This window comes from Nocardioides salarius, assembly GCF_016907435.1.
GTDB classification, from domain to species: Bacteria; Actinomycetota; Actinomycetes; order Propionibacteriales; family Nocardioidaceae; genus Nocardioides; species Nocardioides salarius.
In genome coordinates this window covers 836,069-861,504 of sequence record NZ_JAFBBZ010000001.1, presented here as the reverse complement: position 1 = coordinate 861,504, position 25,436 = coordinate 836,069, and the positions used below count along the sequence as shown (strand labels likewise).

General features: G+C 74.7%; 21 protein-coding genes. 12 read left to right on the top strand and 9 right to left on the bottom strand.

Annotated elements, in window-relative coordinates:
* The first annotated feature begins 39 nt into the window (after positions 1 to 39).
* Positions 40 to 2,136: an NAD-dependent DNA ligase LigA gene (ligA, locus tag JOE61_RS04195; protein WP_193667852.1), complete on the top strand. Its 2,097-nt coding sequence runs from the start codon at positions 40 to 42 to the stop codon at positions 2,134 to 2,136.
* A 33-nt stretch (positions 2,137 to 2,169) separates the two neighbouring features.
* Here ligA and wrbA read toward each other — a convergent pair whose 3' ends face one another.
* The 3 genes from wrbA to JOE61_RS04180 form a co-directional block, all read right to left on the bottom strand.
* Positions 2,170 to 2,763, bottom strand: coding sequence for an NAD(P)H:quinone oxidoreductase (gene wrbA, locus JOE61_RS04190; RefSeq protein WP_193667853.1), 594 nt, complete (start codon positions 2,761 to 2,763; stop codon positions 2,170 to 2,172).
* Between the two features lie 90 nt (positions 2,764 to 2,853).
* The gene (locus JOE61_RS04185; RefSeq protein ID WP_193667854.1) at positions 2,854 to 3,846 is read right to left on the bottom strand and encodes a cobalamin B12-binding domain-containing protein; all 993 of its coding nucleotides are present in this window, start codon (positions 3,844 to 3,846) and stop codon (positions 2,854 to 2,856) included.
* Positions 3,843 to 5,201, bottom strand: coding sequence for a PP2C family protein-serine/threonine phosphatase (locus JOE61_RS04180; protein ID WP_193667855.1), 1,359 nt, complete (start codon positions 5,199 to 5,201; stop codon positions 3,843 to 3,845). Before JOE61_RS04180 ends, JOE61_RS04185 begins: the two co-directional genes overlap by 4 nt.
* A 139-nt stretch (positions 5,202 to 5,340) precedes the next feature.
* On the opposite strand from JOE61_RS04180, the gene gatC reads away from it, so the two are divergent.
* From gatC to JOE61_RS04140, 9 genes are all read left to right on the top strand, one after another.
* Positions 5,341 to 5,640, top strand: coding sequence for an Asp-tRNA(Asn)/Glu-tRNA(Gln) amidotransferase subunit GatC (gatC, locus tag JOE61_RS04175; protein ID WP_193667856.1), 300 nt, complete (start codon positions 5,341 to 5,343; stop codon positions 5,638 to 5,640).
* A gap of 32 nt (positions 5,641 to 5,672) precedes the next feature.
* The gene (gatA, locus tag JOE61_RS04170) at positions 5,673 to 7,163 is read left to right on the top strand and encodes an Asp-tRNA(Asn)/Glu-tRNA(Gln) amidotransferase subunit GatA (RefSeq protein WP_204797361.1); all 1,491 of its coding nucleotides are present in this window, start codon (positions 5,673 to 5,675) and stop codon (positions 7,161 to 7,163) included.
* Positions 7,160 to 8,659, top strand: a complete 1,500-nt coding sequence (gatB, locus tag JOE61_RS04165) for an Asp-tRNA(Asn)/Glu-tRNA(Gln) amidotransferase subunit GatB (RefSeq protein WP_193667858.1) — start codon at positions 7,160 to 7,162, stop codon at positions 8,657 to 8,659. The genes gatA and gatB overlap by 4 nt, the downstream gene beginning before the upstream one ends.
* 240 nt (positions 8,660 to 8,899) lie before the next feature.
* Positions 8,900 to 9,991, top strand: a complete 1,092-nt coding sequence (locus tag JOE61_RS04160) for a hypothetical protein (protein WP_193667859.1) — start codon at positions 8,900 to 8,902, stop codon at positions 9,989 to 9,991.
* Positions 9,988 to 10,953 (top strand): hypothetical protein, encoded by a 966-nt coding sequence (locus JOE61_RS04155; RefSeq protein WP_193667860.1) that lies wholly within the window; start codon positions 9,988 to 9,990, stop codon positions 10,951 to 10,953. The genes JOE61_RS04160 and JOE61_RS04155 overlap by 4 nt, the downstream gene beginning before the upstream one ends.
* 234 nt (positions 10,954 to 11,187) lie before the next feature.
* Positions 11,188 to 12,324, top strand: coding sequence for a hypothetical protein (locus tag JOE61_RS21490; RefSeq protein ID WP_227491399.1), 1,137 nt, complete (start codon positions 11,188 to 11,190; stop codon positions 12,322 to 12,324).
* The gene (locus JOE61_RS04150) at positions 12,321 to 13,475 is read left to right on the top strand and encodes a CbiQ family ECF transporter T component (protein ID WP_307822802.1); all 1,155 of its coding nucleotides are present in this window, start codon (positions 12,321 to 12,323) and stop codon (positions 13,473 to 13,475) included. Before JOE61_RS21490 ends, JOE61_RS04150 begins: the two co-directional genes overlap by 4 nt.
* Positions 13,472 to 15,082 (top strand): ABC transporter ATP-binding protein, encoded by a 1,611-nt coding sequence (locus JOE61_RS04145; RefSeq protein ID WP_193667862.1) that lies wholly within the window; start codon positions 13,472 to 13,474, stop codon positions 15,080 to 15,082. The genes JOE61_RS04150 and JOE61_RS04145 overlap by 4 nt, the downstream gene beginning before the upstream one ends.
* Positions 15,079 to 15,921, top strand: a complete 843-nt coding sequence (locus tag JOE61_RS04140) for an ECF transporter S component (protein ID WP_307822801.1) — start codon at positions 15,079 to 15,081, stop codon at positions 15,919 to 15,921. The genes JOE61_RS04145 and JOE61_RS04140 overlap by 4 nt, the downstream gene beginning before the upstream one ends.
* On the opposite strand, the gene JOE61_RS04135 is transcribed toward JOE61_RS04140, so the two are convergent.
* From JOE61_RS04135 to JOE61_RS04120, 4 genes are all read right to left on the bottom strand, one after another.
* Positions 15,905 to 17,098: a PQQ-dependent sugar dehydrogenase gene (locus JOE61_RS04135; protein ID WP_193667863.1), complete on the bottom strand. Its 1,194-nt coding sequence runs from the start codon at positions 17,096 to 17,098 to the stop codon at positions 15,905 to 15,907. The genes JOE61_RS04140 and JOE61_RS04135 overlap by 17 nt on opposite strands.
* Positions 17,095 to 18,006, bottom strand: a complete 912-nt coding sequence (locus tag JOE61_RS04130; RefSeq protein ID WP_193667864.1) for an alpha/beta fold hydrolase — start codon at positions 18,004 to 18,006, stop codon at positions 17,095 to 17,097. The genes JOE61_RS04135 and JOE61_RS04130 overlap by 4 nt, the downstream gene beginning before the upstream one ends.
* 42 nt (positions 18,007 to 18,048) lie before the next feature.
* Positions 18,049 to 18,282, bottom strand: a complete 234-nt coding sequence (locus tag JOE61_RS04125) for a hypothetical protein (RefSeq protein ID WP_193667865.1) — start codon at positions 18,280 to 18,282, stop codon at positions 18,049 to 18,051.
* Between the two features lie 121 nt (positions 18,283 to 18,403).
* The gene (locus JOE61_RS04120; RefSeq protein WP_193667866.1) at positions 18,404 to 19,282 is read right to left on the bottom strand and encodes an EamA family transporter; all 879 of its coding nucleotides are present in this window, start codon (positions 19,280 to 19,282) and stop codon (positions 18,404 to 18,406) included.
* A 356-nt stretch (positions 19,283 to 19,638) separates the two neighbouring features.
* Here JOE61_RS04120 and JOE61_RS04115 point away from each other — a divergent pair, with 356 nt between their 5' ends.
* Positions 19,639 to 20,427, top strand: coding sequence for a WD40/YVTN/BNR-like repeat-containing protein (locus tag JOE61_RS04115; RefSeq protein WP_307822800.1), 789 nt, complete (start codon positions 19,639 to 19,641; stop codon positions 20,425 to 20,427).
* Here the strand turns inward: JOE61_RS04115 and JOE61_RS04110 are convergent.
* On the bottom strand, positions 20,424 to 22,925 hold the full coding sequence (locus JOE61_RS04110; protein ID WP_372440050.1) for a glycoside hydrolase family 65 protein: 2,502 nt from the start codon (positions 22,923 to 22,925) through the stop codon (positions 20,424 to 20,426). The genes JOE61_RS04115 and JOE61_RS04110 overlap by 4 nt on opposite strands.
* Entirely contained in the window at positions 22,922 to 23,632 is a 711-nt protein-coding gene (locus JOE61_RS04105; RefSeq protein ID WP_193668015.1) for an HAD family hydrolase, read from the bottom strand. The genes JOE61_RS04110 and JOE61_RS04105 overlap by 4 nt, the downstream gene beginning before the upstream one ends.
* 101 nt (positions 23,633 to 23,733) lie before the next feature.
* Here JOE61_RS04105 and ilvD point away from each other — a divergent pair, with 101 nt between their 5' ends.
* Complete coding sequence (gene ilvD, locus JOE61_RS04100; protein WP_193667867.1) at positions 23,734 to 25,422, top strand: dihydroxy-acid dehydratase; 1,689 nt, start codon at positions 23,734 to 23,736, stop codon at positions 25,420 to 25,422.
* Positions 25,423 to 25,436: the final 14 nt, after the last annotated feature.

Here is a 25,436-nt window from a genome sequence, read left to right as displayed (position 1 = left end):
GCACCCGTGGGTGTCCCCGGCACCGGGCAGGATGTCCCCATGAGCGACCCCACCCCGCCCGGAGACGAGGCCCGCGAGGAGCACCGCCGCCTGGCGGAGGACATCAACGACGCGCGCTGGCGCTACTACGTGCTGGACAGCCCGACGATCGACGACGCCGACTTCGACGCCCGGATGCGGCGCCTGGAGGAGCTCGAGGAGGCCTACCCCGAGCTGCGCACGCCCGACTCGCCGACCCAGCAGGTCGGGGGAGCGGTGTCGACGCTGTTCACCGCCGTCGACCACCTCGAGCCGATGCAGAGCCTCGACAACGCCTTCTCCTACGAGGAGCTGGCGGCCTGGCACGAGCGGCTGCGCCGCGACGGCGTCGACGACCCGGCGCTGCTGTGCGAGCTGAAGGTCGACGGGCTGGCCATCAACCTGCTCTACGAGCAGGGCCGGCTGGTGCGGGCCCTGACCCGCGGCGACGGCCGCACCGGCGAGGACGTGACGCCCAACGTCAAGACCATCGACACCATCCCGCACCGCCTCACCGGCACCGACGAGTTCCCGGTGCCCGAGCTGGTGGAGGTGCGCGGCGAGGTGTTCCTGCCGGTGGCCGCCTTCGAGCGGCTCAACGAGGCGATGACCGAGGCCGGCAAGCCGGTCTTCGCCAACCCCCGCAACGCCGCCGCCGGATCGCTGCGCCAGAAGGACCCCCGCGTCACCGCGACCCGCGCCCTGGGCATGGTCTGCCACGGCGTCGGCGCACGCCGTGGCTTCGAGCCCCTCTCGCAGTCCGAGGCCTACCGCGCGCTGCAGGCCTGGGGGCTGCCCACCAGCGAGCGGGCCACGGTCCTGGGCACCCTCGCCGAGGTGGAGGAGCTCATCGCCCACCACGGGGAGCACCGCCACGACGTGGAGCACGAGATCGACGGCGTGGTGGTCAAGGTCGACGCGGTCAGCGACCAGCGGCGCCTGGGCTCCACCAGCCGCGCGCCACGCTGGGCGATCGCCTTCAAGTACCCGCCCGAGGAGGTCAACGCCGAGCTGCTCGACATCCGCGTCAACGTCGGGCGCACCGGCCGCGTCACGCCGTACGGCGTCATGGTGCCCACCCGGGTGGCCGGCTCGACGGTCGAGAACGCCACCCTGCACAACGCCCACGAGGTGCGCCGCAAGGACGTGCGCCCCGGCGACACCGTGATCCTGCGCAAGGCCGGCGACGTGATCCCCGAGATCCTCGGCCCGGTGCTGGCGCTGCGCCCCGAGGGCCTGGAGCCCTGGGTGATGCCGACGCACTGCCCGGCCTGCGGCACCGAGCTCGCCGAGCAGAAGGAGGGCGACAAGGACCTGCGCTGCCCCAACCACGAGCAGTGCCCCGCCCAGGTGCGCGAGCGGGTCTTCCACGTGGCCGGGCGCGGCGCCTTCGACATCGAGGGCCTGGGCTACGAGGCCGCCTCGGCGCTGCTCGAGGCGGGCGTGATCACCAACGAGGGCGACGTCTTCGCGCTGACCGAGCAGCACCTGCTGCGCACCGAGCTCTTCACCCGCGCGGCCAAGCGCACCGAGACCGACCTGGCCACCGACGGCCGGGTGCTCTCGGCCAACGGGCAGCGGCTCCTCGACCACCTCGACCGGGCCAGGCAGGTGCCGCTGTGGCGGGTGCTGGTCGGGCTCTCGATCCGCCACGTGGGCCCGACCGCCGCGCGGGCGCTGGCCCAGGAGTTCGGGTCGATGCAGCGCATCCGCGAGGCGGGGGAGGACGAGCTGGCCGCCGCCGAGGGAGTGGGGCCCACGATCGCGACCGCGGTCATCGAGTGGTTCGACGTCGCGTGGCACCGCCGCATCGTGGAGGCCTGGGAGGCGGCCGGGGTCACGATGGCCGACGAGCGCGACGAGTCGGTGCCGCGCACCCTCGAGGGCCTCACGGTCGTGGTCACCGGCTCGCTGGTCGACTTCAGCCGCGACTCGGCGAAGGAGGCGATCCTCTCGCGGGGCGGCAAGGCCGCGGGGTCGGTGTCGAAGAAGACCGACTTCGTCGTCGTCGGCGACAACGCGGGCTCGAAGGCCGAGAAGGCCGAGCAGCTGGGGGTGCCGGTCCTCGACGAGGACGGGTTCAAGTCACTGCTGGAGCAGGGCCCCCCGGAGGCCTGAGCGGCCCCGGGGAGCCCGGAGGGAGCGGTCGGCTCAGGCGGCGAGCTTGGCGCCGATGCGCAGGGCCCGCTCGACGAGGTGGTCCATCGCCGCGTGGTCGTCGTCGGTGAGCTCCGCGGAGGCCCCGGTGACCTTGCCCACGCCGTAGGGGTTGCCGTCGGTGAACTTGATCGGGTCGGTGTAGCCCGGGGGCACGATGATGCCGCCGAGGTGCACGAAGGTGGTCAGCATCGAGAGCAGGGTGGTCTCCTGGCCGCCGTGGGCGGTCTGGCTGGCGGTGAAGCCGGCGTAGACCTTGTCGGCCAGCTTGCCCTCGGCCCACAGCGGGCCGAGGGTGTCGATGAAGGACTGCAGCTGGCTGGTGACGCTGCCGTAGCGGGTGCCGGAGCCGAGCAGCACGACGTCGGCCCACGCCATGTCGTCGGGCTCGGCGACCGGGCGGTCCTCGACCTCGGCGCGATGGGCGGCCCAGCCCTCGACCGAGGACCAGACCTCCTTGGGGGCGGTCTCGGCGACGTGGCGCAGCCGCACCTCGGCGCCGGCCTTCTCGGCGGTCTGGGCGGCGCGCTCGGCGAGCGCGTGGACGCTGCCGTAGGAGGAGTAGTAGACGATCGCGATCTTGGTCATGCGGAGACTCCCGATGAGGTCGAGGAATGATTCACTCTTCAACTTCAACGGTAGGTCGCGGCGCCCCACCCCCACGGGTGGACTGACCGCTCAGGAGCGCAGCATCGCCAGCGCCACCGGGAAGTCGCGCAGCTCGTGGGCCAGCGCCTCCCACAGCCTGCCCACCGCGGCCGGGTCGCCGCCGCGACCGGTGACGACCTCGTCCAGCCAGGCGCGGGCCTCGACGAGCACCGAGGCGTCGTCGCAGAGCAGCGCGCTGGCCACCGAGTCGACGACGTGCGGGGTGTGCGTGGCCAGCACCACCCGCCAGTCGTCGGGCGGCAGCGCCAGGTTGCCCAGGTCGAGGGCCGCCAGCACGTCGCGCACGACCCGGTCGGCGGCGGCCTGCAGGGTGCGCGACTCGGTCGCGCCCGGGTGCGCCAGCGGGACGGCGGGGCCGACGTGGCGCGGCAGGTCGGCCAGCACCGCCACCGCGTGCGCTGGCGACGCGGCGTACGCCGTCGCGCCGAGCGTGCGCCACCGCTCGCCGCCCGTGAACGCCCGCCCACCGACGACCACGGGCGTGCCGGTGCCGCGCACCGCCTCGACCTGGCGGCGCAGCCGGGGCAGCGACGAGGACAGCGAGGCGCTGAGCAGCACCGCGCGGGGGCCTCGGTCGAGGATGGCGGAGACGAGCTCGTCGCGCGAGGTGGAGGCACCGGTGTGCACCGCGTCGAGCCCCCGGGCGCGCAGGGTGGTGGTCAGCACCAGGGCGGGCATGGCGTGCCACTCCCGCTCGGCGCAGCCGACCAGCAGCAGGGGACCGGAGCCGCCGGGCAGGGTGTCGGCGAGCCGGCGCACCACCGCCTCGGAGACGGCGGTGGCCGCGTGCTCCTGGGCCACGCTCCAGTCGTTGGTGGCCCACAGCTCGCCCACGCGACGCTGCGCCTCGACGACGACCTCCTGCAGGAAGGTCTCGACGTCGGTGCCGTCGGCCAGGGCGCGGGCCGCCACCGCGTGCGCGCCGTCGGCGTCGCCGACCGAGACCGCGGCCCAGTAGTCGTCGCGGTGCGGCGCGGCCGACTCGGTGACCGGGGCGCTCACGCGCCGACCACGGGCTCGCGGTGCAGCACCACGAGCGCGATGTCGTCGTGGGCGCGCTCGCCGAGGTGGTCGGAGACGGCCAGTGCCACCGCCTCCACGACCGCGGTGGCGGGCATGCCGGCGACCGTGGCCAGCGTGGCCTCGAGGCGCTCCTGGCCGAAGAGGTCGTCGGCGCCGCGGGCCTCGGTGACCCCGTCGGTGTAGAGCACCAGCGTGTCGCCGGGGTGCATCGAGGCGGTCGTCTCGGGGAACTCGGCGCCCGGCAGCAGGCCCAGGGCCACGCCCTCGCCGGGCATCGCCTCGACCCGGCCGTCGGCGCGCAGCAGCAGGGCGTCGGGGTGCCCGGCGCCGGCCAGCGTCACGCCCAGCTCGTCGCCGTCGCGGCTCAACCGGCCGCAGACGGCGGTGGCGAGCCGCTCGCTGAACTCGTCGTCCTGGTCGGCCTCGAGCACCAGCACCCGGTTGGTCAGCGCGAGCACGGCGCCGGGGGAGTCGTGCACCAGCGACGTGGTGCGCACGGCGTTGCGGATGCGGCGCGCGTGCACCGCGGCCTCGACGCCCTTGCCCGTCACGTCGCCGCACAGCAGCACCAGGTCGTCGGGGTGCTCGGGGTCGTGGAGCACGTCGAAGAAGTCGCCGCCGACGGCCTGGGACTCGTGGGCCACGCGCACGTGGGTGGCGATCTGCAGGCCGGGGACCTCGGGCACCCGGCCGGGGGCGAGCGAGCGGCGCAGCACGTCGGCGACGTAGCGGCTCTCGGCGACGAGCAGGGTGGCGTCGAGGCCGACGCCGATCCGCTCGGTGAGGTCGGCCAGGAACGCCTGCGAGCCGGAGAAGTCGCTGCCCCGGTCACGGCCCACGACCAGGGAGCCGAGCGTGCGTCCGCGCGCGGACAGCGGCAGCACCGCCAGCAGCTCGACCTCGCTGCGCTCGAGGCGGGCGGCGAGGTCGTCGTCGACGACCACCGAGCGCAGCGCCTCACCTCTCCCCGGGCCGCTGCGCGGGAGCACGACCTCGGCGCCGAGCCCGGTCTCCATCGTCGCCGCGCTGTCGCGCGGCAGCGGGTCGGCCAGCGGCCGGCGCACGGTGGTCGGCTCGTCGAGGTGGGTGCCGCTGCAGACCAGGTGGTGGGGGCCGGAGCGGACCACGACCTGGGCGACGTCGACGACCTCGTCGAGCAGCAGCTCGACGAGCGCCTCGAGGCCGCGGTCGGGGTTCTGCACGGCCGAGACGTTGCGCGAGAGGCGCAGCAGGAAGTCGGCCCGGCTGACCGCCTGGGCCAGTCGGGCACGGGGCTCGGCGGAGCGCGAGTCGGCCAGCAGGCGCGCCGGGCGCTCGCGCGTCGTCGCCGTCATCGTGCCTCCAGGTGCCGTGCCAGGTCTCCAGCCAGGGTGCTGCCGGGGCCCAGCCTAAGGAAGGATGTCGTGAAGCGGGCCTTCTCGGGCCGACCCACCCGGTCGGGTGGTCGCCGCGGCGCCTCCTAGGATGGCGCCCATGCCCGAGATCACCCGTGACGAGGTCGCCCACCTGGCGACCCTGGCCCGGATCGACCTGTCCGACGACGAGCTCGACCACCTGGCACCCCAGCTGTCGGTCATCCTCGATTCGGTCGCCTCGATCAGCGAGGTGGCCGGCGCCGACGTGCCGCCGACCTCGCACCCGCTGCCGCTGACGAACGTCTTCCGCGAGGACGTCGTCAGGCCCGGCCTGAGCGCCGAGGAGGCCCTCGCCGGCGCCCCGGCCTCCGAGGAGCAGCGCTTCATGGTGCCGCGGATCCTGGGGGACGAGCAGTGAGCGCCGACCTGGGCCGCGCCAGCGCCGACGAGATGGCGCGCGCGCTGGCGGCCGGTGAGACCACCTCCGTCGAGCTGACCCGCGCCGCCCTCGACGCGATCGCCGCCGTCGACGGCCTCGTGCACGCCTACCTCCACGTCGACGCCGAGGGCGCGCTGGCGCAGGCCGCCGAGTCCGACGCCCGCCGCGCCGCCGGCACCCCCGCCTCCGCGCTCGACGGGGTCCCCGTGGCGGTCAAGGACGTGCTGGCCACCACCGGGCTGCCGACGACCTGCGGCTCCAAGATCCTCGAGGGCTGGCTGCCGCCGTACGACGCCACGGTCGTCGCGCGCCTCAAGGCCGCCGGCCTGCCGATCCTGGGCAAGACCAACATGGACGAGTTCGCGATGGGCTCCTCCACCGAGCACTCCGCCTACGGCCCCACGCACAACCCCTGGGACCTCGAGCGGATCCCCGGCGGCTCGGGCGGCGGCTCGGCCGCGGCCGTGGCCTCCTTCCAGGCGCCGCTGGCGCTGGGCACCGACACCGGCGGCTCGATCCGCCAGCCCGGCGCGGTCACCGGCACCGTGGGCGTCAAGCCGACCTACGGCGGCGTCTCGCGCTACGGGCTGGTCGCGATGGCCAACTCGCTCGACCAGGTGGGCCCGGTGACGCGCACCGTGCTCGACGCGGCGCTGCTGCACGAGATCATCGGCGGGCACGACCCGTTCGACTCCACCTCGGTCGACCAGCCGCTGCCGCCGCTGGTCGAGGCGGCCCGCCAGGGCGCGGCCGGGGACCTGTCGGGCCTCAAGGTCGGCGTCATCACCGAGCTCTCGGGCGAGGGCTACCAGGCCGGGGTCCTGGCCCGCTTCCAGGAGTCCCTGGAGCTGCTGACCCAGGCCGGCGCCGAGGTCGTGGAGGTCTCGTGCCCGCACTTCGTGCACGCGCTGGCCACCTACTACCTGGTGATGCCCTGCGAGGCGTCCTCCAACCTCGCCAAGTTCGACGCGATGCGCTACGGCCTGCGGGTGCTGCCCGAGGGCGTCGAGTCGCCGTCGGCCGAGGAGGTCATGCGCGCGACCCGCGACGCCGGCTTCGGCGACGAGGTCAAGCGCCGCATCATCCTGGGCACCTACGCCCTCTCGAGCGGCTACTACGACGCCTACTACGGCACCGCCCAGCGGGTGCGCACCCTGATCTCGCGCGACTTCGAGGCGGCCTTCGAGAAGGTCGACGTGCTGGTCAGCCCGACCGCGCCGACCACCGCCTTCAAGCTCGGCGAGAAGCTCGACGACCCGCTCGCGATGTACCTCAACGACCTCGCGACGATCCCCGCCAACCTCGCCGGCGTGCCGGGCATCTCGGTGCCCAGCGGGCTGGCCGACGAGGACGGGCTGCCCACCGGCTTCCAGGTGCTGGCCCCGGCGCTGGCCGACGACCGGCTCTACCGGGTCGGCGCGGCGCTCGAGGCGGCCCTCGAGGCGCAGTGGGGCGGCCCGCTGCTCGACAAGGCCCCCACCCTGGAAGGAGCGGCCCGATGAGCGCCACCGAGACCCTCGTGCCCTTCACCGACGTGCTCGCCGCCTACGACCCCGCGCTGGGCCTCGAGGTGCACGTCGAGCTCAACACGGCCACGAAGATGTTCTGCGGCTGCCCCACCGGATTCGGCGCCGAGCCGAACACCCAGGTCTGCCCGACCTGCCTGGGCCTGCCCGGCGCGATGCCGGCGGTCAACCGGGTGGCGGTCGAGTCGGCGATCCGCATCGGCTTGGCCCTCAACTGCGAGATCGCCGAGTGGTGCCGTTTCGCGCGCAAGAACTACTTCTACCCCGACATGCCGAAGAACTTCCAGACCAGCCAATACGACGAGCCGATCGCGTTCGAGGGCTGGATGGACGTCGAGGTCGAGGGCGAGACCTTCCGGGTCGAGATCGAGCGTGCGCACATGGAGGAGGACACCGGCAAGTCGCTGCACGTGGGTGGCGCCACCGGGCGCATCCACGGTGCCGACTACTCGCTGGTCGACTACAACCGCGCCGGCATCCCGCTGATCGAGATCGTCACCAAGCCGATCACGGGCATGGGGGAGAAGGCACCGGCGGTGGCGCGCGCCTACGTGCAGCAGCTGCGTGAGCTGATCGTCGCGCTCGGGGTCTCCGAGGCCCGGATGGACCAGGGCAACCTGCGCGCCGACGTCAACCTGTCGCTGGCCCCGAAGGGCAGCGGGGTGCTCGGCACCCGCACCGAGACCAAGAACGTCAACTCCTTCCGCTCGGTGGAGCGGGCGGTGCGCTTCGAGATGCAGCGCCACGCCGGCATCCTGGGCTCGGGCGGCTCGATCCTGCAGGAGACGCGGCACTGGCACGAGGACACCGGCGTGACCACCAGCGGCCGCGAGAAGTCCGACGCCGACGACTACCGCTACTTCCCCGAGCCCGACCTCGTCCCGGTCGCGCCGACCCGCGAGTGGGTCGAGGAGCTGCGGGCCACGCTGCCGGAGAACCCGACGCAGAAGCGCGCCCGGCTCCAGGCCGACTGGGGCTTCTCCGACATGGAGATGCGCGACACGGTCGGTGCCGGCGCCTTCGGGCTCGTCGAGGCCACCGTGGCGGCCGGCTGCCCCCCGCAGGCCGCGCGCAAGTGGTGGCTGGGCGAGATGGCGCGCCGCGCCAACGACTCCGGCACCGAGATCGCCGACCTGGGGGTCACGCCGCTCGACGTGGCCCGGGTGCAGGCGCTGGTCGACGAGGGCTCCCTCAACGACAAGCTGGCGCGCCAGGTCTTCGACGGCCTGCTGGCCGGCGAGGGCACCCCCGACGAGATCGTCGCCTCCCGCGGGTTGGCCATCGTCTCCGACGAGGGTGCGCTCAACGCCGCCGTCGACGAGGCGATCGCGGCCAACCCCGACGTCGCCGACAAGATCCGCGACGGCAAGCACGCCGCCGCCGGTGCCCTCATCGGCGCGGTGATGAAGCAGATGCGCGGGCAGGCCGACGCCGCCCGGGTGCGCGAGCTGGTGCTCGAGAAGCTCGCCTGACGGACGCGGTGCCGCCGCCGGGCCCCGGCGGCGGTACGCTCCGCTCACCAACCACACATGCACGCCCACGCAGGGGGAAGCCGGTCGAAGTCCGGCGCTGACCCGCAACCGTAGACCGCCCCGGGGCGGTGAGCCGGAGCACCCGCGCGGCGCGTACCGATCACACGCTGTCGAGGACCGCAGCGGTGTCGTCCCCGCCGCGCGGGGTCGTCGCCGCTGCCTGCAGCGGAGGGGAACCCCGTGAAGCACCCGCTCACCCGCGGTGCGGCGCTCGTCGCCGGCGCCGCCGCCACCACCCTGGCCGTCGTGGCCACCGCCACGCCCGCCGTCGCCGGACCGGCCGACAAGCAGCAGGCCGCGGCCGGCTGGCTGGCCGGCCAGCTCGACGGCGGCGTCGCCGTCAACGAGCAGTACGAGTTCAACGACTACGGCCTGAGCATCGACACCGGTCTCGCCCTGCGCGCCCAGGGTCTCAAGGCCCGCAAGGTCTCGAAGATCTCCGCGGCCCTCGCCGAGGCCGTCGACAGCTACACCACCGGCGGGGAGGCGGATGGCGCCTACTCCGGCGCCACGGCCAAGCTGGCCTCCTTCGTGGTCCGTACCGGCGGCGACCCCGCCGACTTCGGTGGGGTCGACCTGGTGGAGCGCCTCGAGGGCCTGGTCTCCACGGACGCGCCCTCCGAGGGCCGCCTGCAGGACCGCTCCGACTACGGCGACTTCGCCAACAGCATCGGCCAGTCCTTCGCCGCGCAGGCGCTGCACGCGGTGGGCTCCGAGCAGGCCGCGCCGGTGACGTCGTACCTGCTGCAGCAGCAGTGCGAGGCCGGCTACTTCCGGCTCTCCTTCGCCGCCGTCGACGCCGACGAGCAGGGCTGCGACGCGGCCCCCGGCGACCCCGACCAGGGCGCCGACGTGACCTCGCTGGTGGTGCTCAACCTGCTCGAGGTCGCGGACCCCTCGGCCGAGGTCGCCGCCGCGATCGACGACGCCACCGCGTGGCTGGTCGCCCAGCAGAGCGACGGCGGAGCCTTCGACGGTGGCCCCGACGCCGGGGTGAACTCCAACAGCACCGGCCTGGCCGGGTGGGCGCTGGGCGACGCGGGTCTCTGCGGCAAGGCGCAGCAGGCCGCGCAGTGGGTCAAGAAGCAGCAGGCCGGCGGCCGCGACAAGGCGCTGGGCGTCGAGAAGGGCGCCATCGCCTACGACCGCGCCGCCTTCCTGCAGGGCAAGAAGCAGGGCATCGGCGTCGACACCCGCGACCAGTGGCACCGCGCCACCGCCCAGGCCGCGCCCGCGCTGGAGAACCTGCGCAAGGTCGAGTGCAAGGCGTGAGCCTGCGCCCCTCCAGCACCCTGTCGGTGCTGGGCTCGGTCATGGGCTCGGTCATGGGCTCCGTCGTCGTCGCGCTCGGCGTGACGACGGCGGGGCTCGTGGTCGGCGCGCCGGCCGCCACCGCCGCCACCTGCGGCGGCGCCGGTGTCTCGGTCGTCGTCGACTTCAAGGGCCTCGGCGGGGGACAGCAGACCGGGTGCGTCAGCGGCAAGGGTGGCAGCAGCGCCGCCACCGTCCTGGGGGCCGCCGGGGTCGAGCTGACCCGGGCGCGCAACCAGCCGGGCTTCGTCTGCCGGGTGCAGCAGGTGCCGGCGAGCGACCCGTGCGTCAACGCCTCGCCCTCCGAGGCCTACTGGTCGCTGTGGTGGTCCGACGGCTCGTCGGGCTCGTGGAGCTATGCCAGCCTCGGCGTCGACCAGCTGAAGATCCCCGAGGGCGGCTCGGTCGGCTTCGCCTGGGACGACCAGTCCGGCCAGGTGCAGCCCGGCACCGCCCCGCCGAAGGCCCCGAGCCCGAGCCCCAGCCCGAGCCCGAGCAGCCAGGGCGGCCAGGGCAGCCAGGGCGGCACGTCCCCGGCCGCACCGGCACCCACCGCGGGGTCGGCCAGCGCCGGGGCCGGCGCCGGCGAGGAGACGCCCGAGGACGGGCCCTCCCAGCAGGCGGGGACCGGGAAGGCCGACACGACCGGGGGCGCCGAGAAGGACCGCCGGAAGTCGGGGAAGCAGGGGAAGGCCGACCGCGCCGGTCAGGACGACGAGGACACCGACGAGGACACCGACGAGGAGACCGAGACGGAGACCGACGACCAGGACACCGTCGTCGACCTCGACGGCACCGAGCCGACCGCCGCGCCCGTCGACGACCCCGCCGGGCTCCCGGTCTGGGTGGCCCCGGCGGTGCTGGTCCTGCTGGGCGCGGGCCTGGCCGGCCTCGCCGTCGTACGCCGTCGCCGCAGGGGCTGAGGGACGCATGCCGCCGTCGGGCCCCGGCGGCGGTATGCTCCCAGCACCAACCACACACCCGCGCACGTCGGGGGAAGCCGGTCTAAGTCCGGCGCTGACCCGCAACCGTAGGCCGCCGGCAGGCGGCGAGCCGGAGCACCCGCGTGCCGCGCACCGATCACACGCTGTCGAGGACCGCAGCGGTGTCGCCCCCGCTCCACCGGGTCGCCGCCGCGTGCAGCGGAGGGGAGCCCCGTGAGGAGCCGACACCCAGGCACCGCCCTGGCCACCGTCCTGGCCGCGACCCTGCTGGCCCTGACCGCCTGCGGCGCCGGCGAGCAGGACGAGCAGCAGGCCGAGCCCCGAGAGCCCCAGGTCGAGCAGCCGGCCGAGGCGGCGCTCGCCGCCGACTGGCTCGCCGCCCAGGTCGACGACGGCGTCGTGCGCAACGAGCAGTACGACTTCGACGACCACGGCCTGGGCATCGACGTGGCCCTGGCGCTGCGCGCGCTCGGCGGGCACGAGCCGGTCGTGCAGCAGGTCGCGGGAGCCCTCGAGGGATCGGTCGAGGACTACACCACCGGCGGCACCGAGGGTCTCTACTCCGGCGCGGTGGCCAAGCTGGCGTCCTTCGCCGTCCTGTCCGGCGGGGAGCCCACCTCCTTCGGTGGCGTCGACCTGGTGGAGCGGCTCGAGGGCCTGGTCAGCACCCGGCCGGTCTCCGCCGGGAGGCTGCAGGACAGCGCCCCGGGCGCCGACGTCGCCAACACCATCGGCCAGGCCTTCGGCGCCCACGCCCTCGAGGCCGTCGGCTCGCCGGCCGCCGCGCCCGTGACGGCGTACCTGCTCGACCAGCAGTGCGCAGGCGGCTGGTTCCGGCTGCTGCTCACCGAGGACGCGACCGCCCGCGACCAGTCCTGCGACGGCGGCGACCCCGAGGGGCGCAGCGCTCCCGACACCGACGCGACGGCGCTGGTCGTGCTGGCGCTGCTGGAGCTGGAGGAGCCTCCGGCCGAGGTCCGGGAGGCGCTGCGGCGCGCGCAGGGATGGCTCGTCGAGCAGCAGGACGCCGACGGCAGCCTCGTCGCCGAGCCGGGCGCCGGAGATCCGGTCGCGAGCTCCAACTCCACCGGACTGGCCGGCTGGGTGCTGGGCCGGCTCGGCGCCTGCGAGGAGGCCGCACGGGCAGCCCAGTGGCTGGCGGCGGTCCAGGTGGCCGAGGGGGAGCGCGAGGCGGGCGCCGTCGCCTACTCGCAGGAGGCCTTCGCCTCGCTGCCGCCGAGCGGGCGCATCGCCGTGCCCGAGCGCGACCAGTGGCGCCGCGCCACCGCCCAGGCCGCCCCCGCGCTCGAGCACCTGCGGGCCGAGCGCTGCGAGTCGGGGTCGCCGTGAGCGTCCTGACGCCCGCGAGCGGCACCGAGAGCCCGGTCGCGGAGCCTCCCGACCGGCGTCCCGCGGGCGGCAACGCCCGGCTGCCGCGCGACCTGCACCCGGTGGCCTGGTGGGTCTGGGCCATCGGCCTGGCCGCCGCAGCCTCGGGGACCACGAACCCCCTGAGCCTCCTGCTCCTGGTCGGGGTCGCCGCCCTGGTCGTCTCGTCCCGCCGCTCCGACCAGCCCTGGGCACGCTCCTTCCGGCTCTACCTGTGGCTCGGTGCGGCCATCGTGGTCGTCCGGGTGCTCTTCCGCATCCTGCTCGGCGGCGGGTACGCCGGCGGGCCGGTGCTGCTCGACCTGCCCGAGGTCCCGCTGCCCGACGTGGCCGCGGGCATCGCCCTGCTCGGGCCGCTGACCTCCCAGGCCCTCCTGGCGGGCCTCTACGACGGCATGCGGCTGGCCAGCATCGTCGTGTGCGTCGGCGCCGCGAACTCGCTGGCCAACCCCAAGCGGCTGCTGCGCTCGGTGCCGCCCGCGCTCTACGAGATCGGCACGGCGCTGGTGGTGGCGGTGACGGTGCTGCCCCAGCTGGCCGACTCGGTGCGCCGGGTGCGCGCGGCCCAGGGTCTGCGCGCGGGCGCGGAGGGCCGCATCGGGCTGCTGCGCCGCTCCCTGGTGCCGGTGCTCGAGGATGCCCTCGACCGCTCGCTGGCGATGGCGGCCGGCATGGACGCCCGCGGCTACGGCCGGCTGCCCGACCAGGGCCGGGGGACCCGGCTGCTCACCGGCGCGCTGATGGTCGCCGGGCTCGTCGGCGTCTGCGTGGGCACCTACGCGCTGCTCGACACCACGGCGCCACGGGTGCTGGCCCTGCCCATGCTGGGGCTGGGGGTGCTGCTCGCGGTGGCCGGGCTGGCCACGGCCGGGCGACGGGTCCAGCGCACCCGCTACCGGGCCGACCGCTGGCGCTGGCCCGACCTGGTCGTCGCCGTCTCGGGCGTGGGGGCCGGCGCCCTCGGTCTCTGGGTCGCCCAGGCCCAGGTCGCGATCGCGCACCCGCCGCTGGACGCCGTGCCGACCGTGAGCGCGGCAGCGCTGGCGGCCGCCCTGGTGGCCGGTGCCGGTGGCCTGGTGGCGCCGCCGGCCAGGCGGGGGGCCCTCGCATGATGGAGCTGCGCGGCGTCGGGTTCTCCTACGAGCCGGGGCCCGGCACCGAGGCCCGGCGCGTCCTCGGCTCGGTCGACCTGGTGGTCGAGGAGGGCGAGCTCGTCGTGGTCTCCGGGCCCACCGGCGTCGGCAAGTCGACCCTGCTCGGGATCGTCACCGGCCTCGTGCCGCGCTTCTCGGGCGGCCACCTCGAGGGTGACGTGCTGCTCGACGGCGAGAGCATCGTGCACCGCCCGCCGCGTGAGCGCGCCCACGCCATCGGCTACGTCGGCCAGGACCCGGCCCGGGGCTTCGTCACCGACACCGTCGAGGAGGAGCTGGCCTACGGCATGGAGCAGCTGGGGCTGCCCGCCGAGACGATGCGCCGCCGCGTCGAGGAGACCCTCGACCTGCTCGGCATCGCCGAGCTGCGCGCCCGCGACCTGCGCACCCTCTCGGGCGGGCAGCAGCAGCGGGTGGCCATCGGCTCGGTGCTGACCATGCACCCGCGGCTGCTGGTGCTCGACGAGCCCACCTCGGCGCTCGACCCCACCGCCGCCGAGGAGGTGCTGGCCACCTTGACCCGGCTCGTGCACGACCTCGGGGTCTCGGTGCTCCTGGCCGAGCACCGGCTCGAGCGGGTGGTGCCGTTCGCCGACGCCATGTGCCTGCTGCCCGGCGACGGCCGGCTCCTGGTCGGGCCGCCGGCCGAGCTGCTGCGCACCTCGCCGGTCGCCCCGCCCATCGTCGAGCTCGGCCGCGCCGCCGGCTGGTCGCCGCTGCCGCTGAGCGTGCGCGAGGCCCGACGTGCGGCCCGCCCCCTGCAGCAGCGCCTGGCCCGTCCGCCCGAGGACCCCGCCCCCGTCGTCAGCCCTGCGGGCCAGGGGCTGCTCGCCCGCGGCCTCACGGTCAGCCACGGCACCAAGGTGGCGGTGCGCGAGGTCGACCTGGTGCTGCCGCCCGGTCGGGTCACCGCGCTCATGGGCCGCAACGGAGCCGGCAAGTCGTCGCTGCTGTGGGCGCTCCAGGGGACCGGTCGCCGGTCGGCCGGCACGGTCACGGCCGCCGGCACCGACCCGGCCGCGGTGCCCTCCGGGCAGCGCCGTGCGCTGGTCGGCCTGCTGCCGCAGAACGCCGCCGACCTGCTCTACCTCGAGACCGTCGCCGAGGAGCTCGCCGCCGGTGACCCCGACGGCTCCCCGGGAGCCTGCCGCGAGCTGCTCGACCGCCTGGTGCCCGGCATCGGCGACGCGGCCCATCCCCGCGACCTCTCGGAGGGACAGCGCCTGGCGTTGGCGCTGGCCCTGGTGCTCGCCGCGCGCCCGGGGGTGGTGCTGCTCGACGAGCCCACCCGCGGCCTCGACTACGCCGCCAAGGCCGAGCTGTCGCGCACGCTGCGCGCCCTGGCGGGCGAGGGCCACGCGGTGCTGGTGGCCACCCACGACGTGGAGTTCGTGGCGCAGGCGGCCGACGACGCGGTCGTGATGGCCGAGGGCGAGGTGGTCTCCTCGGGGCCGGCGCGCCGGGTCGTCGTCGAGTCGCCCGCCTTCGCCCCCCAGGTCACCAAGGTCCTGGGTGCGCCGTGGCTGCGCGTCGACGAGGTCGTCGCGGCGCTGGAGCCGGTGTGAGCGCCCCGGCCACGCAGCGCCCCGGCCGGGTCGACGCCGTGCCGCTCGGTCGACGCTCCGCGCTCGTGCTGGCGCTGGCCTCGCTCGCGGGCCTGATGATGCTGGTCTGGCCGCTGCTGCTGCGGGTGCCCGAGGGCACCCGGGTCGACCCGCCCTTCCTCTTCCTGGCGCTGCTGCCCATCGTGGTGGCCGTCGTGCTGGCCGAGGTGAGCGAGGGTGGTCTCGACGCGCGGGTGCTGGCCGTCCTGGGGGTGCTCAGCGCCGTCAACGCGCTGGCGCGGGCCATCTCCCCGGGCATCGCCGGGGTGGAGCTGGTCTTCTTCCTGCTCGTGCTGGGTGGACGCGTCTTCGGGCCGGGCTTCGGCTTCGTGCTGGGCTGCACCAGCCTGTTCGCCTCGGCGCTGGTCACCGCCGGCGTCGGCCCGTGGCTGCCCTACCAGATGCTGGTGGCCGCCTGGGTGGGCATGTTCGCGGGCCTGCTGCCGCGCCGTCCTCGCGGGCGCGGCGAGATCGCGATGCTCGTGGTCTACGGGATCGTGGCCGCCTACCTCTTCGGCGCGCTGATGAACCTGTCCGGGTGGCCCTTCATCCTGGGCGTCGCGGTGCCTGGCCACGAGGGCGACCTCAGCTACGTGGCCGGGGCGCCGGTGGTCGAGAACCTGCAGCGCTTCGCGGTCTACACGCTGCTGACCTCGACCGGTGGCTGGGACACCCTGCGCGCGGTCACCAACACTGCCGCGATCGTGCTGCTGGGCCCCTCGATCCTCGCCGTCCTGCGCCGCGCCGCGCGCCGGGCGACGGTGACCGGCGTCGTGGCGGGGGTCAGGGACGGATCCTGAGGATCTTGTCGTCCCCGGGGCCCGGGTCGCCGCGCCCGTCGCGGTTGCTGGTCGTCACCCACAGCGACCCGTCGGGGGCCTGCGCGACGCTGCGCATCCGGCCGTGCTCGCCGACCAGGTACGCCGTCGCCTCGCCGGCCCGGCGGCCGTCGGGCCCGACCTCCACGCGCCACAGCCGCTCGCCCTGCAGCGCGCCGAGCCACAGGTGGCCGCAGGCCAGCGCCAGGCCCGACGGCGACGCCTCGCCGGTGCCCCAGGTGACCTGCGGGTCGACGTAGCGCTGCTGGTCGCCGACGCCCTCGACGGCCGGCCAGCCGTGGTCCTGCCCGCCGTCGATGCGGTTGAGCTCGTCGGCGGTGCTGTCGCCGAACTCCGAGGCCCACAGCTGGTCGCCGACGAACGCCAGGCCCTGCACGTTGCGGTGCCCCGAGGAGAAGACGGGGCTGTCGGGGCGCGGGTTGCCGGGGGCCGGCTCGCCGTCGGTGGTGATCCGCAGGATCTTGCCGCCGAGGCTGTCGGGGTCGGGGGCCCGGGAGGGCTCGCCGGCGTCGCCGGTGGAGACGTAGAGGTGGCCGTCGGGCCCGAAGAGCAGCCGGCCGCCGTCGTGGATGAAGCCGTTGGGGATGCCGGTGAGCACCGGCTCGGTCGCGCCGAGCCGCGCCCCCTCGAGCCGCGCCCGCACCACCCGGTTGTCCTCGGCGGTGCTGACGTAGAGGTAGAGCAGGCGGTCGTCGTCGAAGTCGGGGGAGACCGCCACGCCGAGCAGGCCGGCCTCGCCCTGGGCGACCCGCTCCTCGACGGTGCCCGCCACCACGACGCGGTGTCGCTCGCCGCGCAGCAGCAGCACCCGCCCGCTGTCGCGCTCGGTGACCACGGCGTCGCCGTCGGGCAGGAAGTCCAGGCCCCAGGGCACCGACAGCCCGGTGGCCACGATGCCGAGGAGCCGGGGCTCCCGGTCGGCCGGGGTCAGCGTGGCCCCGGGCGCCTGCGAGGGCGCGGTGGGGCTGGTGCTCGCACTGGTGGTCGCACTGGGCGTCGGGGTGGCCGGCAGGGGAGTGGCGTCGGGGGTCGTCTCCAGGATCCGTACGTCGGTGCTGTTGCCCTCGTCGAGGCAGCCGCCGAGCACCAGGGCGCCCAGCAGCCCGCCGACCAGGGCGAGGGCGGGGCGGCGCCTCATGCGGCGCGCTCGAGGAGCTCGAGCAGCAGGCGGTGCACCTCGTCGGGGTGCTCCAGGGAGAGGAAGTGGGTGCCGGGCAGCTCGTGGTAGGTCGCCCCCGGGACCCGCGCGGCGGCGCTGGCCATGTCGCGGGCGCCGGCGAGCAGGTCGTAGGTGCCGGCGACGAAGGTGACCGGCACCGTCAGGTGACGCAGCGAGACCCGGGCGTGCTCGGAGGTGCGCAGCGCCAGGTGGAAGTACCAGTCGAGCGGGGTCGAGAGGAACTCGCGCACCGCCAGGGCCGCCATCTCGGGATCGCGCACCGGCAGCATGAACCCGCTGTGGCTCAGCGCCGTGATCGTCAGCGGGCCGACCGGCAGCCGGCTCGCGACCGGGCTCAGCAGGCAGCCCACCTGCTTGGCCGCCCGGGCGGCGTTGACCGTGAGCAGCCGCGCGAGCGGGCGCGGCACCCGCAGGGGCGCCAGCATGGTGGCGAAGGTGTCGCCGGGGACCCCGGCGACCGCGAAGAGGCCGCTGACCCGCTCGGGGTGGCGCAGCGCGAGCTCGAACATCGTGTTCACGCCGATCGACCAGCCCATCAGCACCGCCCGGTCGATCCCGAAGTGGTCCATCACCGACAGCCCGTCGTCGACGACGTCCTCGATGCGGCAGTGCGAGCGGTCGCTGGGCCGCTCGGAGCCGCCGACGCCGCGGTGGTTCCACGAGACGACCCGGACCCCGCAGCCCGGGTCGAGCAGCGCCGGCCAGGCGTAGGCGTTGGTGCCGAGGCCGTTGCACAGCACCACCGTGGGACCGTCGATCACCCCCTCCTGGTCGTTGGTCCAGGCGCGCAGGCGCGTCCCGTCGTCGGAGAGCACCTCGTCGAAGGCGAGCGCGGGGGTCGAGGTGCGGGCCCGGGTGGTCGACATGGCGCCGATTGTGCCGCACCGGCGGCACGGTGGTGCGGCGGATCAGACGTGGTGGGCGCGCGGCTGGGCCGGCGGGTGCGGCCGCTCGTGGCCGCGGGCGACCGCGAGCTCCTCGAGGTAGTGCTCGACCTCGTGGCGCTCCACCCGCCGCCGGGCCGCCTCGGTGCTGGCCAGCATGGCGTTGTGCTGGGCTCGCTGGTGGGCGACGACCGGCCAGCGCCGGGCGGCCCCGGCCAGGCCCAGGACGGGCAGGACGGCGCGGCGTGCCAGGGACATGGGGGGCTCCAAGCGGGGTGTCGAGGACGTCGCCGAATCTAGGACGCTCCGGCGTCGCTGGGGAGTCCGCGCCGTCACCGGAGCGTGAACAGGCAGGTCAGGGCGGGGTTGCGGAGCGGGCTCAGTCGACGACCGGCACCGCGGGCCGTCGGCTGCGGGTGGCGCCGATGCTGGCCAGCACCACGCACGCGACGGCGGCGTACTGCACCGGGCCGAGCAGCTCGCCCAGCACGACGATGCCGGCGAGGGCGGCGGCCGCCGGCTCGAGGCTCATCAGGATGCCGAACACGGCCGGTCGCAGGCTGCGCAGCGCCACCAGCTCGCAGCTGTAGGGGATCACCGACGACAGCAAGCCCACGGCGGCGCCGATGAGCAGCACCCGGGGGTCGAGCAGGTCGCTGCCGCCGACCCCGACCGCGAACGGCATCAGCAGCAGGGCCGCCACCGCGCTGGCCAGCACCAGGCCGTCGACGCCCTGCCAGTGCCGCCCGGTCTCGGCACTGAGCAGGATGTAGGCCGCCCACGCGGCGCCGGCCAGCAGCGCGAACCCGACCCCGGCCCAGTTCACGTCGGCGCCGTCGAGGCCCAGCAGCGCCACCCCGACCCCGGCCAGCCCCACCCACACCAGGTCGCGGGCGCGCCGGGAGCCCAGCACGGCCAGGCTCAGCGGGCCGATGAACTCGATGGTGACCGCGACCCCGAGCGGGATCCGCGCGAAGGACTGGTAGATCGCCCAGTTCATCAGCCCCAGGCTCAGCCCGAAGGCCACGACCACGGCCCAGTCGCGGCGGCTGCGTCCACGCAGCCGCGGGCGCACCACCAGCGCGAGGACCAGCACGCTCGAGGCCAGCCGCAGCCAGACCATGGTGGTGGGGCCGATCTCGTCGAAGATCGACTTCGCGACGCTGGCGCCCAGCTGCACCGAGGCGATCCCGATGAGCACCAGCCAGACCGGTGACACGGCCCGCGTGAGGGGCGACGATGAGTTCCGGCCGACCACGCGGTCAATGTACGGGTGGGCCGCCGAGGAGAGGACAGCGACATGGCGCAGGAGACGCAGGGCAGGACGGTGCTGGTGGTGGGCACCCGCAAGGGCCTGTGGGTGGGGGAGTCGGACGAGCGGCGAGCGGAGTGGTCCTTCACCGGGCCGCACCACGACATGCAGGAGGTCTACTCCTGCCTGGTCGACACCCGGGTGCGCGACGCGCAGGGCCGCCCGCGGCTGCTGGCCGGGGCCTCGTCGACCTGGTTCGGCCCGCAGGTGCAGGTCTCCGACGACCTCGGTGCCTCGTGGCGACCGGGGCAGCGCCCGCCGGCCTTCCCCGACGACGTGGACGCCTCGGTCGACCGGGTCTGGTGGCGGGCGCCGAGCCGGGCGTGGTCTGGGCGGGCACCGAGCCGGGGGCGGTCTTCCGCTCCCGCGACGGCGGCGAGACCTGGGACCTCGAGCGCGCCCTGTGGGAGCACCCGCACCGTGCACAGTGGTCGGAGGGCTTCGGCGGCCAGGCCTTCCACACGGTGCTGCCGCACCCCACCGACCCGGGCTCGGCCGTGGTCGCGCTGTCCACCGGCGGGGTCTACCGCACCACCGACGACGGCGCGTCGTGGGAGCCGCGCAACAGCGGCATCCGTGCCGAGTTCCTGCCCGAGGGCGAGCAGTACCCCGAGTTCGGGCAGTGCGTGCACAAGGTCGCCCGCCACCCCTCGCGCCCCGAGAGGCTCTTCGCCCAGAACCACGGCGGCGTCTACCGCTCCGACGACGAGGGCGGCAGCTGGACCTCGATCGCCGAGGGGCTGCCGGCCGACTTCGGCTTCCCCGTCGTGGTGCACCCCCACGAGCCCGACACCGTCCACGTCTTCCCGCTGGGTGGCGCCGGTGGCCGCTACCCGCCCGACGGGCGGGCGCGGGTGTGGCGCTCGCGCGACGCCGGCGAGAGCTGGGACGAGCTGGGGGAGGGCCTGCCCGACGGGTTCTTCGTCGGGGTGCTGCGCGACGCGATGTGCAGCGACGACCACGCCGAGACCGGGCTCTACCTCGGCGCCCGCAACGGCACCGTGTGGGCCTCGGCGGACGCCGGGCGGACCTGGCGGCTGGTGGTGGCCGACCTGCCCGACGTGGTCTGCGTGCGCGCCGCGGCGTACTAGAGGGTGGCGGCCGGCACGCCGGCGGTGATCCTGCTGCCGTCGGCGCGGGTGCCGCCCAGCTGCGGGCGGTCGTCGAGCGGGTGCGGCAACCGGGTGCCGCGGGCGTCGAGGTCGACCACGAGCGGGCGCTCGGCGTCGACCTCGTGCTCGGTGCCGCGCACGCTGATGCAGACCGCTCCTCGACCCTCGAGCACCGCGACGCACAGGCGGTCGGGCCGCACCTCCAGGGCCAGCCGGTGCCCCTGCCAGCGCAGCGTGCAGCGCAGCACCGGGAAGGCGTCGGGCAGCCGCGGGTCGAAGGAGAGCCGACCCCCGTGGTCGCGCATGCCGGCGAAGCCGTTGACCAGCGCCGCCCACACCCCGCCGGCCGAGGCGATGTGCAGGCCGTCGTCGGTGTTGCCGTGCAGGTCGGCCAGGTCGACGTGCAGGGCTTGGCGGAAGTAGCCCCAGGCCGCGTCGGCGTAGCCGACCTCGGCCGCGACCACCGACTGCACCACGGCCGAGAGGGTCGAGTCGCCGGTGGTGATCGGGTCGTAGTACTCGAAGTCGGCGCGCTTCTCCTCCTCGCTGAAGCGGTCGCCCTGCAGGAACAGCGCCAGCACCACGTCGGCCTGCTTGAGCACCTGGAACCGGTAGATGACCAGCGGGTGGTAGTGCAGCAGCAGCGGGCGCAGCGAGTCGGGCGTCTCGGAGAGGTCCCACACCTCGCGGTCGAGGAACGCGTCGTCCTGCGGGTGGATGCCCAGCCCCTCGTCGAAGGGGATGTGCATCCCGGCCGCGCAGCGAGCCCACTCCTCGACCTCGGCGTCGTCGAGCTCGAGGCGGGCGCGCACCTGCTCGAAGTCCTCGGGGTGGTCGCGGCGCACGGTCTCGACGGCGGCCACGGCCTGCTCGAGGTTGTAGCGGGCCATCACGTTGGTGAACAGGTTGTTGTTGACGACCGTCGTGTACTCGTCGGGTCCGGTGACCCCGTGGATGTGGAAGGACGGCGTGCCGTTGCTGCGCCAGAAGCCGAGGTCGACCCACATCCGCGAGGTCTCGACCAGCATGTCGATGCCGTCGCGCACCAGGAAGCCCACGTCGCCCGAGGCGGCGACGTACTGCATGAGGGCGTGGGCCACGTCGGCGTCGATGTGCACCTGGGCGGTGCCGGCGGCGTAGTAGGCCGAGGCCTCCTCGCCGTTGATGGTCCGCCACGGGTAGAGCGCGCCGCTCTGGGCCATCTCGCGCGCGCGGTGCCGGGCGGCGGGCAGCATCCGGCTGCGGAAGTGCAGCAGGTTCCGCGCCAGGTGCGGCTGGGTGTAGGTGAGGAACGGGGCGACGTAGATCTCGCTGTCCCAGAAGTAGTGGCCCTCGTAGCCCGAGCCGGTGACCCCCTTGGCGGGCACCCCCTGCTGGTCGGCGCGGGCGCTGGCCTGGGCCAGGGAGAAGAGGTTGAACCGGATCGCCTGCTGCACGGCGATCTCCTCGTCGGAGGCGTCGGCGTGGGTGACCTCGACGTCGGCGGCCGACCAGAAGTCGGCGTACCAGTCGCGCTGCTCGTCGAGGTAGTGGTCCAGGCCGTGGTGCCGCGCCCGGTCGAGGGTGCGCTCGCAGCGGTCGGCCAGCTCGCGCACCGGGACGCCGCGCGAGGTGTGGTAGGCCACCACCTTCTGCAGGCGCACCGGGTTGCCCTCGGTGGCCTCGACGCGGAAGACCATCTTGGCCAGGTCCTGCTCGGCGCTGCGCACGACCTCGCTGGGGTCGTCGGTGGTCAGGGTGTGGTCGGCGGCGACCGCGATCGTCATCCGGGAGTTGGCGCAGCTGTAGCCCAGCTCCATGCGCTGCTGCTGGGCGGAGTGCAGGCGCGGCACCAGCACCCGGTCCTCGAAGCTGGCGGCCTTGCGGGGGTCGATCCCCTCGCCCATCGCGGCGCGCGGGTCGTGGTACTCGTCGGTGCCGTCCTGGCGGTTGAGCAGCTGGGAGGAGATGGTGATCGGGGCGTCGCCCTCGAGCATCGTCACCGTCAGGCCCAGCAGCGCGAGGTGGCGCTGGGTCATGGAGACCATCCGCGTCGACTCGACCTTGACCCGCTTGCCCGAGGGGGTCCGCCAGACCAGCGAGCGGCGCAGCACGCCGTCGCGGAAGTCCAGGGAGCGCTCGTAGCGCTCGAGGTCGGCGGTGCCCAGGATGAGCGGCTCGTCGTCGACGTAGAGCTTCATCAGCTTGGCGTCGGGGACGTTGACGATCGTCTGCCCGGTCTGGGCGAACCCGACGGCGGCCTCGGCGTGCCGGATCGGCCAGGTCTCGTGGAAGCCGTTGACGAAGGTGCCGTGCGCGTGGGCGTCGCGACCCTCCTCGGGGTTGCCACGCATGCCGAGGTAGCCGTTGGCCACCGCGAAGAGCGTCTCGGTGACGCCGAGGTCCTCGGCACGGTGCGAGCGCTCGACCAGGCGCCACGGGTGCACCGGGAACCGGCCCCGGTCCATCGGGTCGTCGGCGACGAAGCGGCGGGTCACGCGACCGGCCCGGGGAGCAGCTCGGCGAGGTCGGCGACGACGAGGTCGGCCCCGGCCTCGCTCAGCGTCTCGACGCCGGCGCCGCGGTCGACGCCCACCACCAGGGCGAAGCCGCCGGCCGCGCCGGCCCGCACGCCCGAGACGGCGTCCTCGAAGACCACCGAGCGCGCCACGTCGGCGCCCAGCTCGCGGGCGGCGTGCACGAAGGTGTCGGGCTCGGGCTTGCCGGGCAGGCCCAGGTCGGTGGCCACGGCGCCGCTGACCACGGTGCCGAAGCGGTCGGCCAGGCCCGCGGCCTCGAGCACCGCCGGGGCGTTGGCCGACGACGAGACGACGCCCAGGGGCATCCCGAGCTCGCGCAGGTGGTCCAGCAGCGCCACCGAACCCGGGTAGGCCACGACGCCGTCGCGGGCCAGCACCTCGTTGAACGCGTCGTTCTTGCGGTCGCCCAGCTCGCGGACCCGCTCCTCGGACAGCTCGATGCCGCGCGCGGCCAGGAAGTCGCGCACCCCGTCGTAGCGGGGCTTGCCGTCGACGTGGGCGAAGTAGTCGGCCTCGGTGTAGGGCGAGCGGTCGGCCGCCGCGCCGTCGTAGGAGCCCAGGAAGGCGTTGAACATGTCGGCCCAGGCCCTCATGTGCACCTCGGCGGTCGGCGTGATGACGCCGTCGAGGTCGAGCAGCACGGCGTCGTGGTCTGTCCAGGTCACGGTCCTCACCCCACGAGGCTAGGGCCCTTTGCGTCCCGACGCAGATCGACGCGGTGAGACACCGTGCCGACTGCGACGACCGTCACGGATAGCCTGGTTCCATGACCGGACCGTCCGAGCGACCCGACCTCAAGCCCCGTTCCCGCGACGTCACCGACGGCCTCGAGCGTGCCGCCTCGCGCGGCATGCTCCGAGCGGTCGGGATGGGCGACGACGACTGGGAGAAGCCCCAGATCGGCGTCGCGTCGAGCTGGAACGAGATCACGCCCTGCAACCTGTCGCTGGACCGGCTGGCCAAGGCGGTCAAGAACGGCGTGCACGCCGCCGGCGGCTACCCGCTGGAGTTCGGCACGATCTCGGTCTCCGACGGCATCTCGATGGGCCACGAGGGCATGCACTTCTCCCTGGTCTCGCGCGAGGTCATCGCCGACTCCGTCGAGGTGGTGATGAGCGCCGAGCGCCTCGACGGGTCGGTGCTGCTGGCCGGCTGCGACAAGTCGCTGCCCGGCATGCTGATGGCCGCCGCGCGCCTCGACCTCGCCTCCGTCTTCATGTACGCCGGCTCGATCATGCCCGGCCAGGTCGACGGCGAGGACGTGACGATCATCGACGCCTTCGAGGCCGTCGGTGCGTGCCTGGCCGGCAAGATGAGCCGCGAGGAGGTCGACCGGATCGAGCGGGCCATCTGTCCCGGCGAGGGCGCCTGCGGCGGCATGTACACCGCCAACACGATGGCCGCCGTCGGCGAGGCGCTCGGCATGTCGCTGCCCGGTTCGGCCGCGCCGCCGGCCGTCGACCGGCGCCGCGACGGGTTCGCCCACCGCTCCGGGGAGGCCGTGGTCGAGATGCTGCGTCAGGGCATCACCGCACGCCAGATCATGACCATGGAGGCCTTCGAGAACGCGATCACCGTCGTGATGGCGCTCGGTGGCTCCACCAACGCGGTGCTGCACCTGCTCGCGATCGCCCGCGAGGCCGAGGTGCCGCTGAGCATCGACGACTTCAACCGCATCGGCGACAAGGTGCCGCACCTGGGCGACCTCAAGCCCTTCGGCCGCTACGTGATGAACGACGTCGACAAGATCGGCGGCATCCCCGTGGTGATGAAGGCGCTGCTCGACGCCGGCCTGATGCACGGCGACGTGCTGACCGTGACCGGCCGCACGATGGCCGAGAACCTCGAGGCCCTCGCGCCGCCGTCCCTCGACGACGACGTGATCCGCAGCCTCGAGCGCCCGATCCACGCCACCGGCGGGCTGACCATCCTCAAGGGCTCGCTGGCCCCCGAGGGCGCGGTCGTGAAGTCGGCCGGGTTCGACGAGACCGTCTTCGAGGGGACCGCCCGGGTCTTCGACGGCGAGCGTGCCGCGATGGACGCGCTGTCGGCCGGCAAGGTCCAGGCCCGCGACGTCGTCGTCATCCGCTACGAGGGCCCCAAGGGCGGCCCGGGCATGCGCGAGATGCTCGCCATCACCGGCGCCATCAAGGGCGCCGGCCTCGGCAAGGACGTGCTGCTGCTGACCGACGGGCGCTTCTCCGGCGGCACCACCGGCCTGTGCGTGGGCCACGTCGCCCCCGAGGCCGTCGACGGCGGCCCGATCGCGTTCGTGCGCGACGGCGACCGGATCACCCTCGACGTCCTCAACCGCACCCTCGAGGTCGAGCAGGGCGACGACTGGGAGTCGCGCAAGGAGGGCTGGGAGCCCAACCCGCCGAAGTACACCCGCGGGGTCCTGGGCAAGTACGCCAAGACGGTCTCCTCCGCCGCCCACGGCGCGGTCACCGGCTGACGACCGGTCGTGCT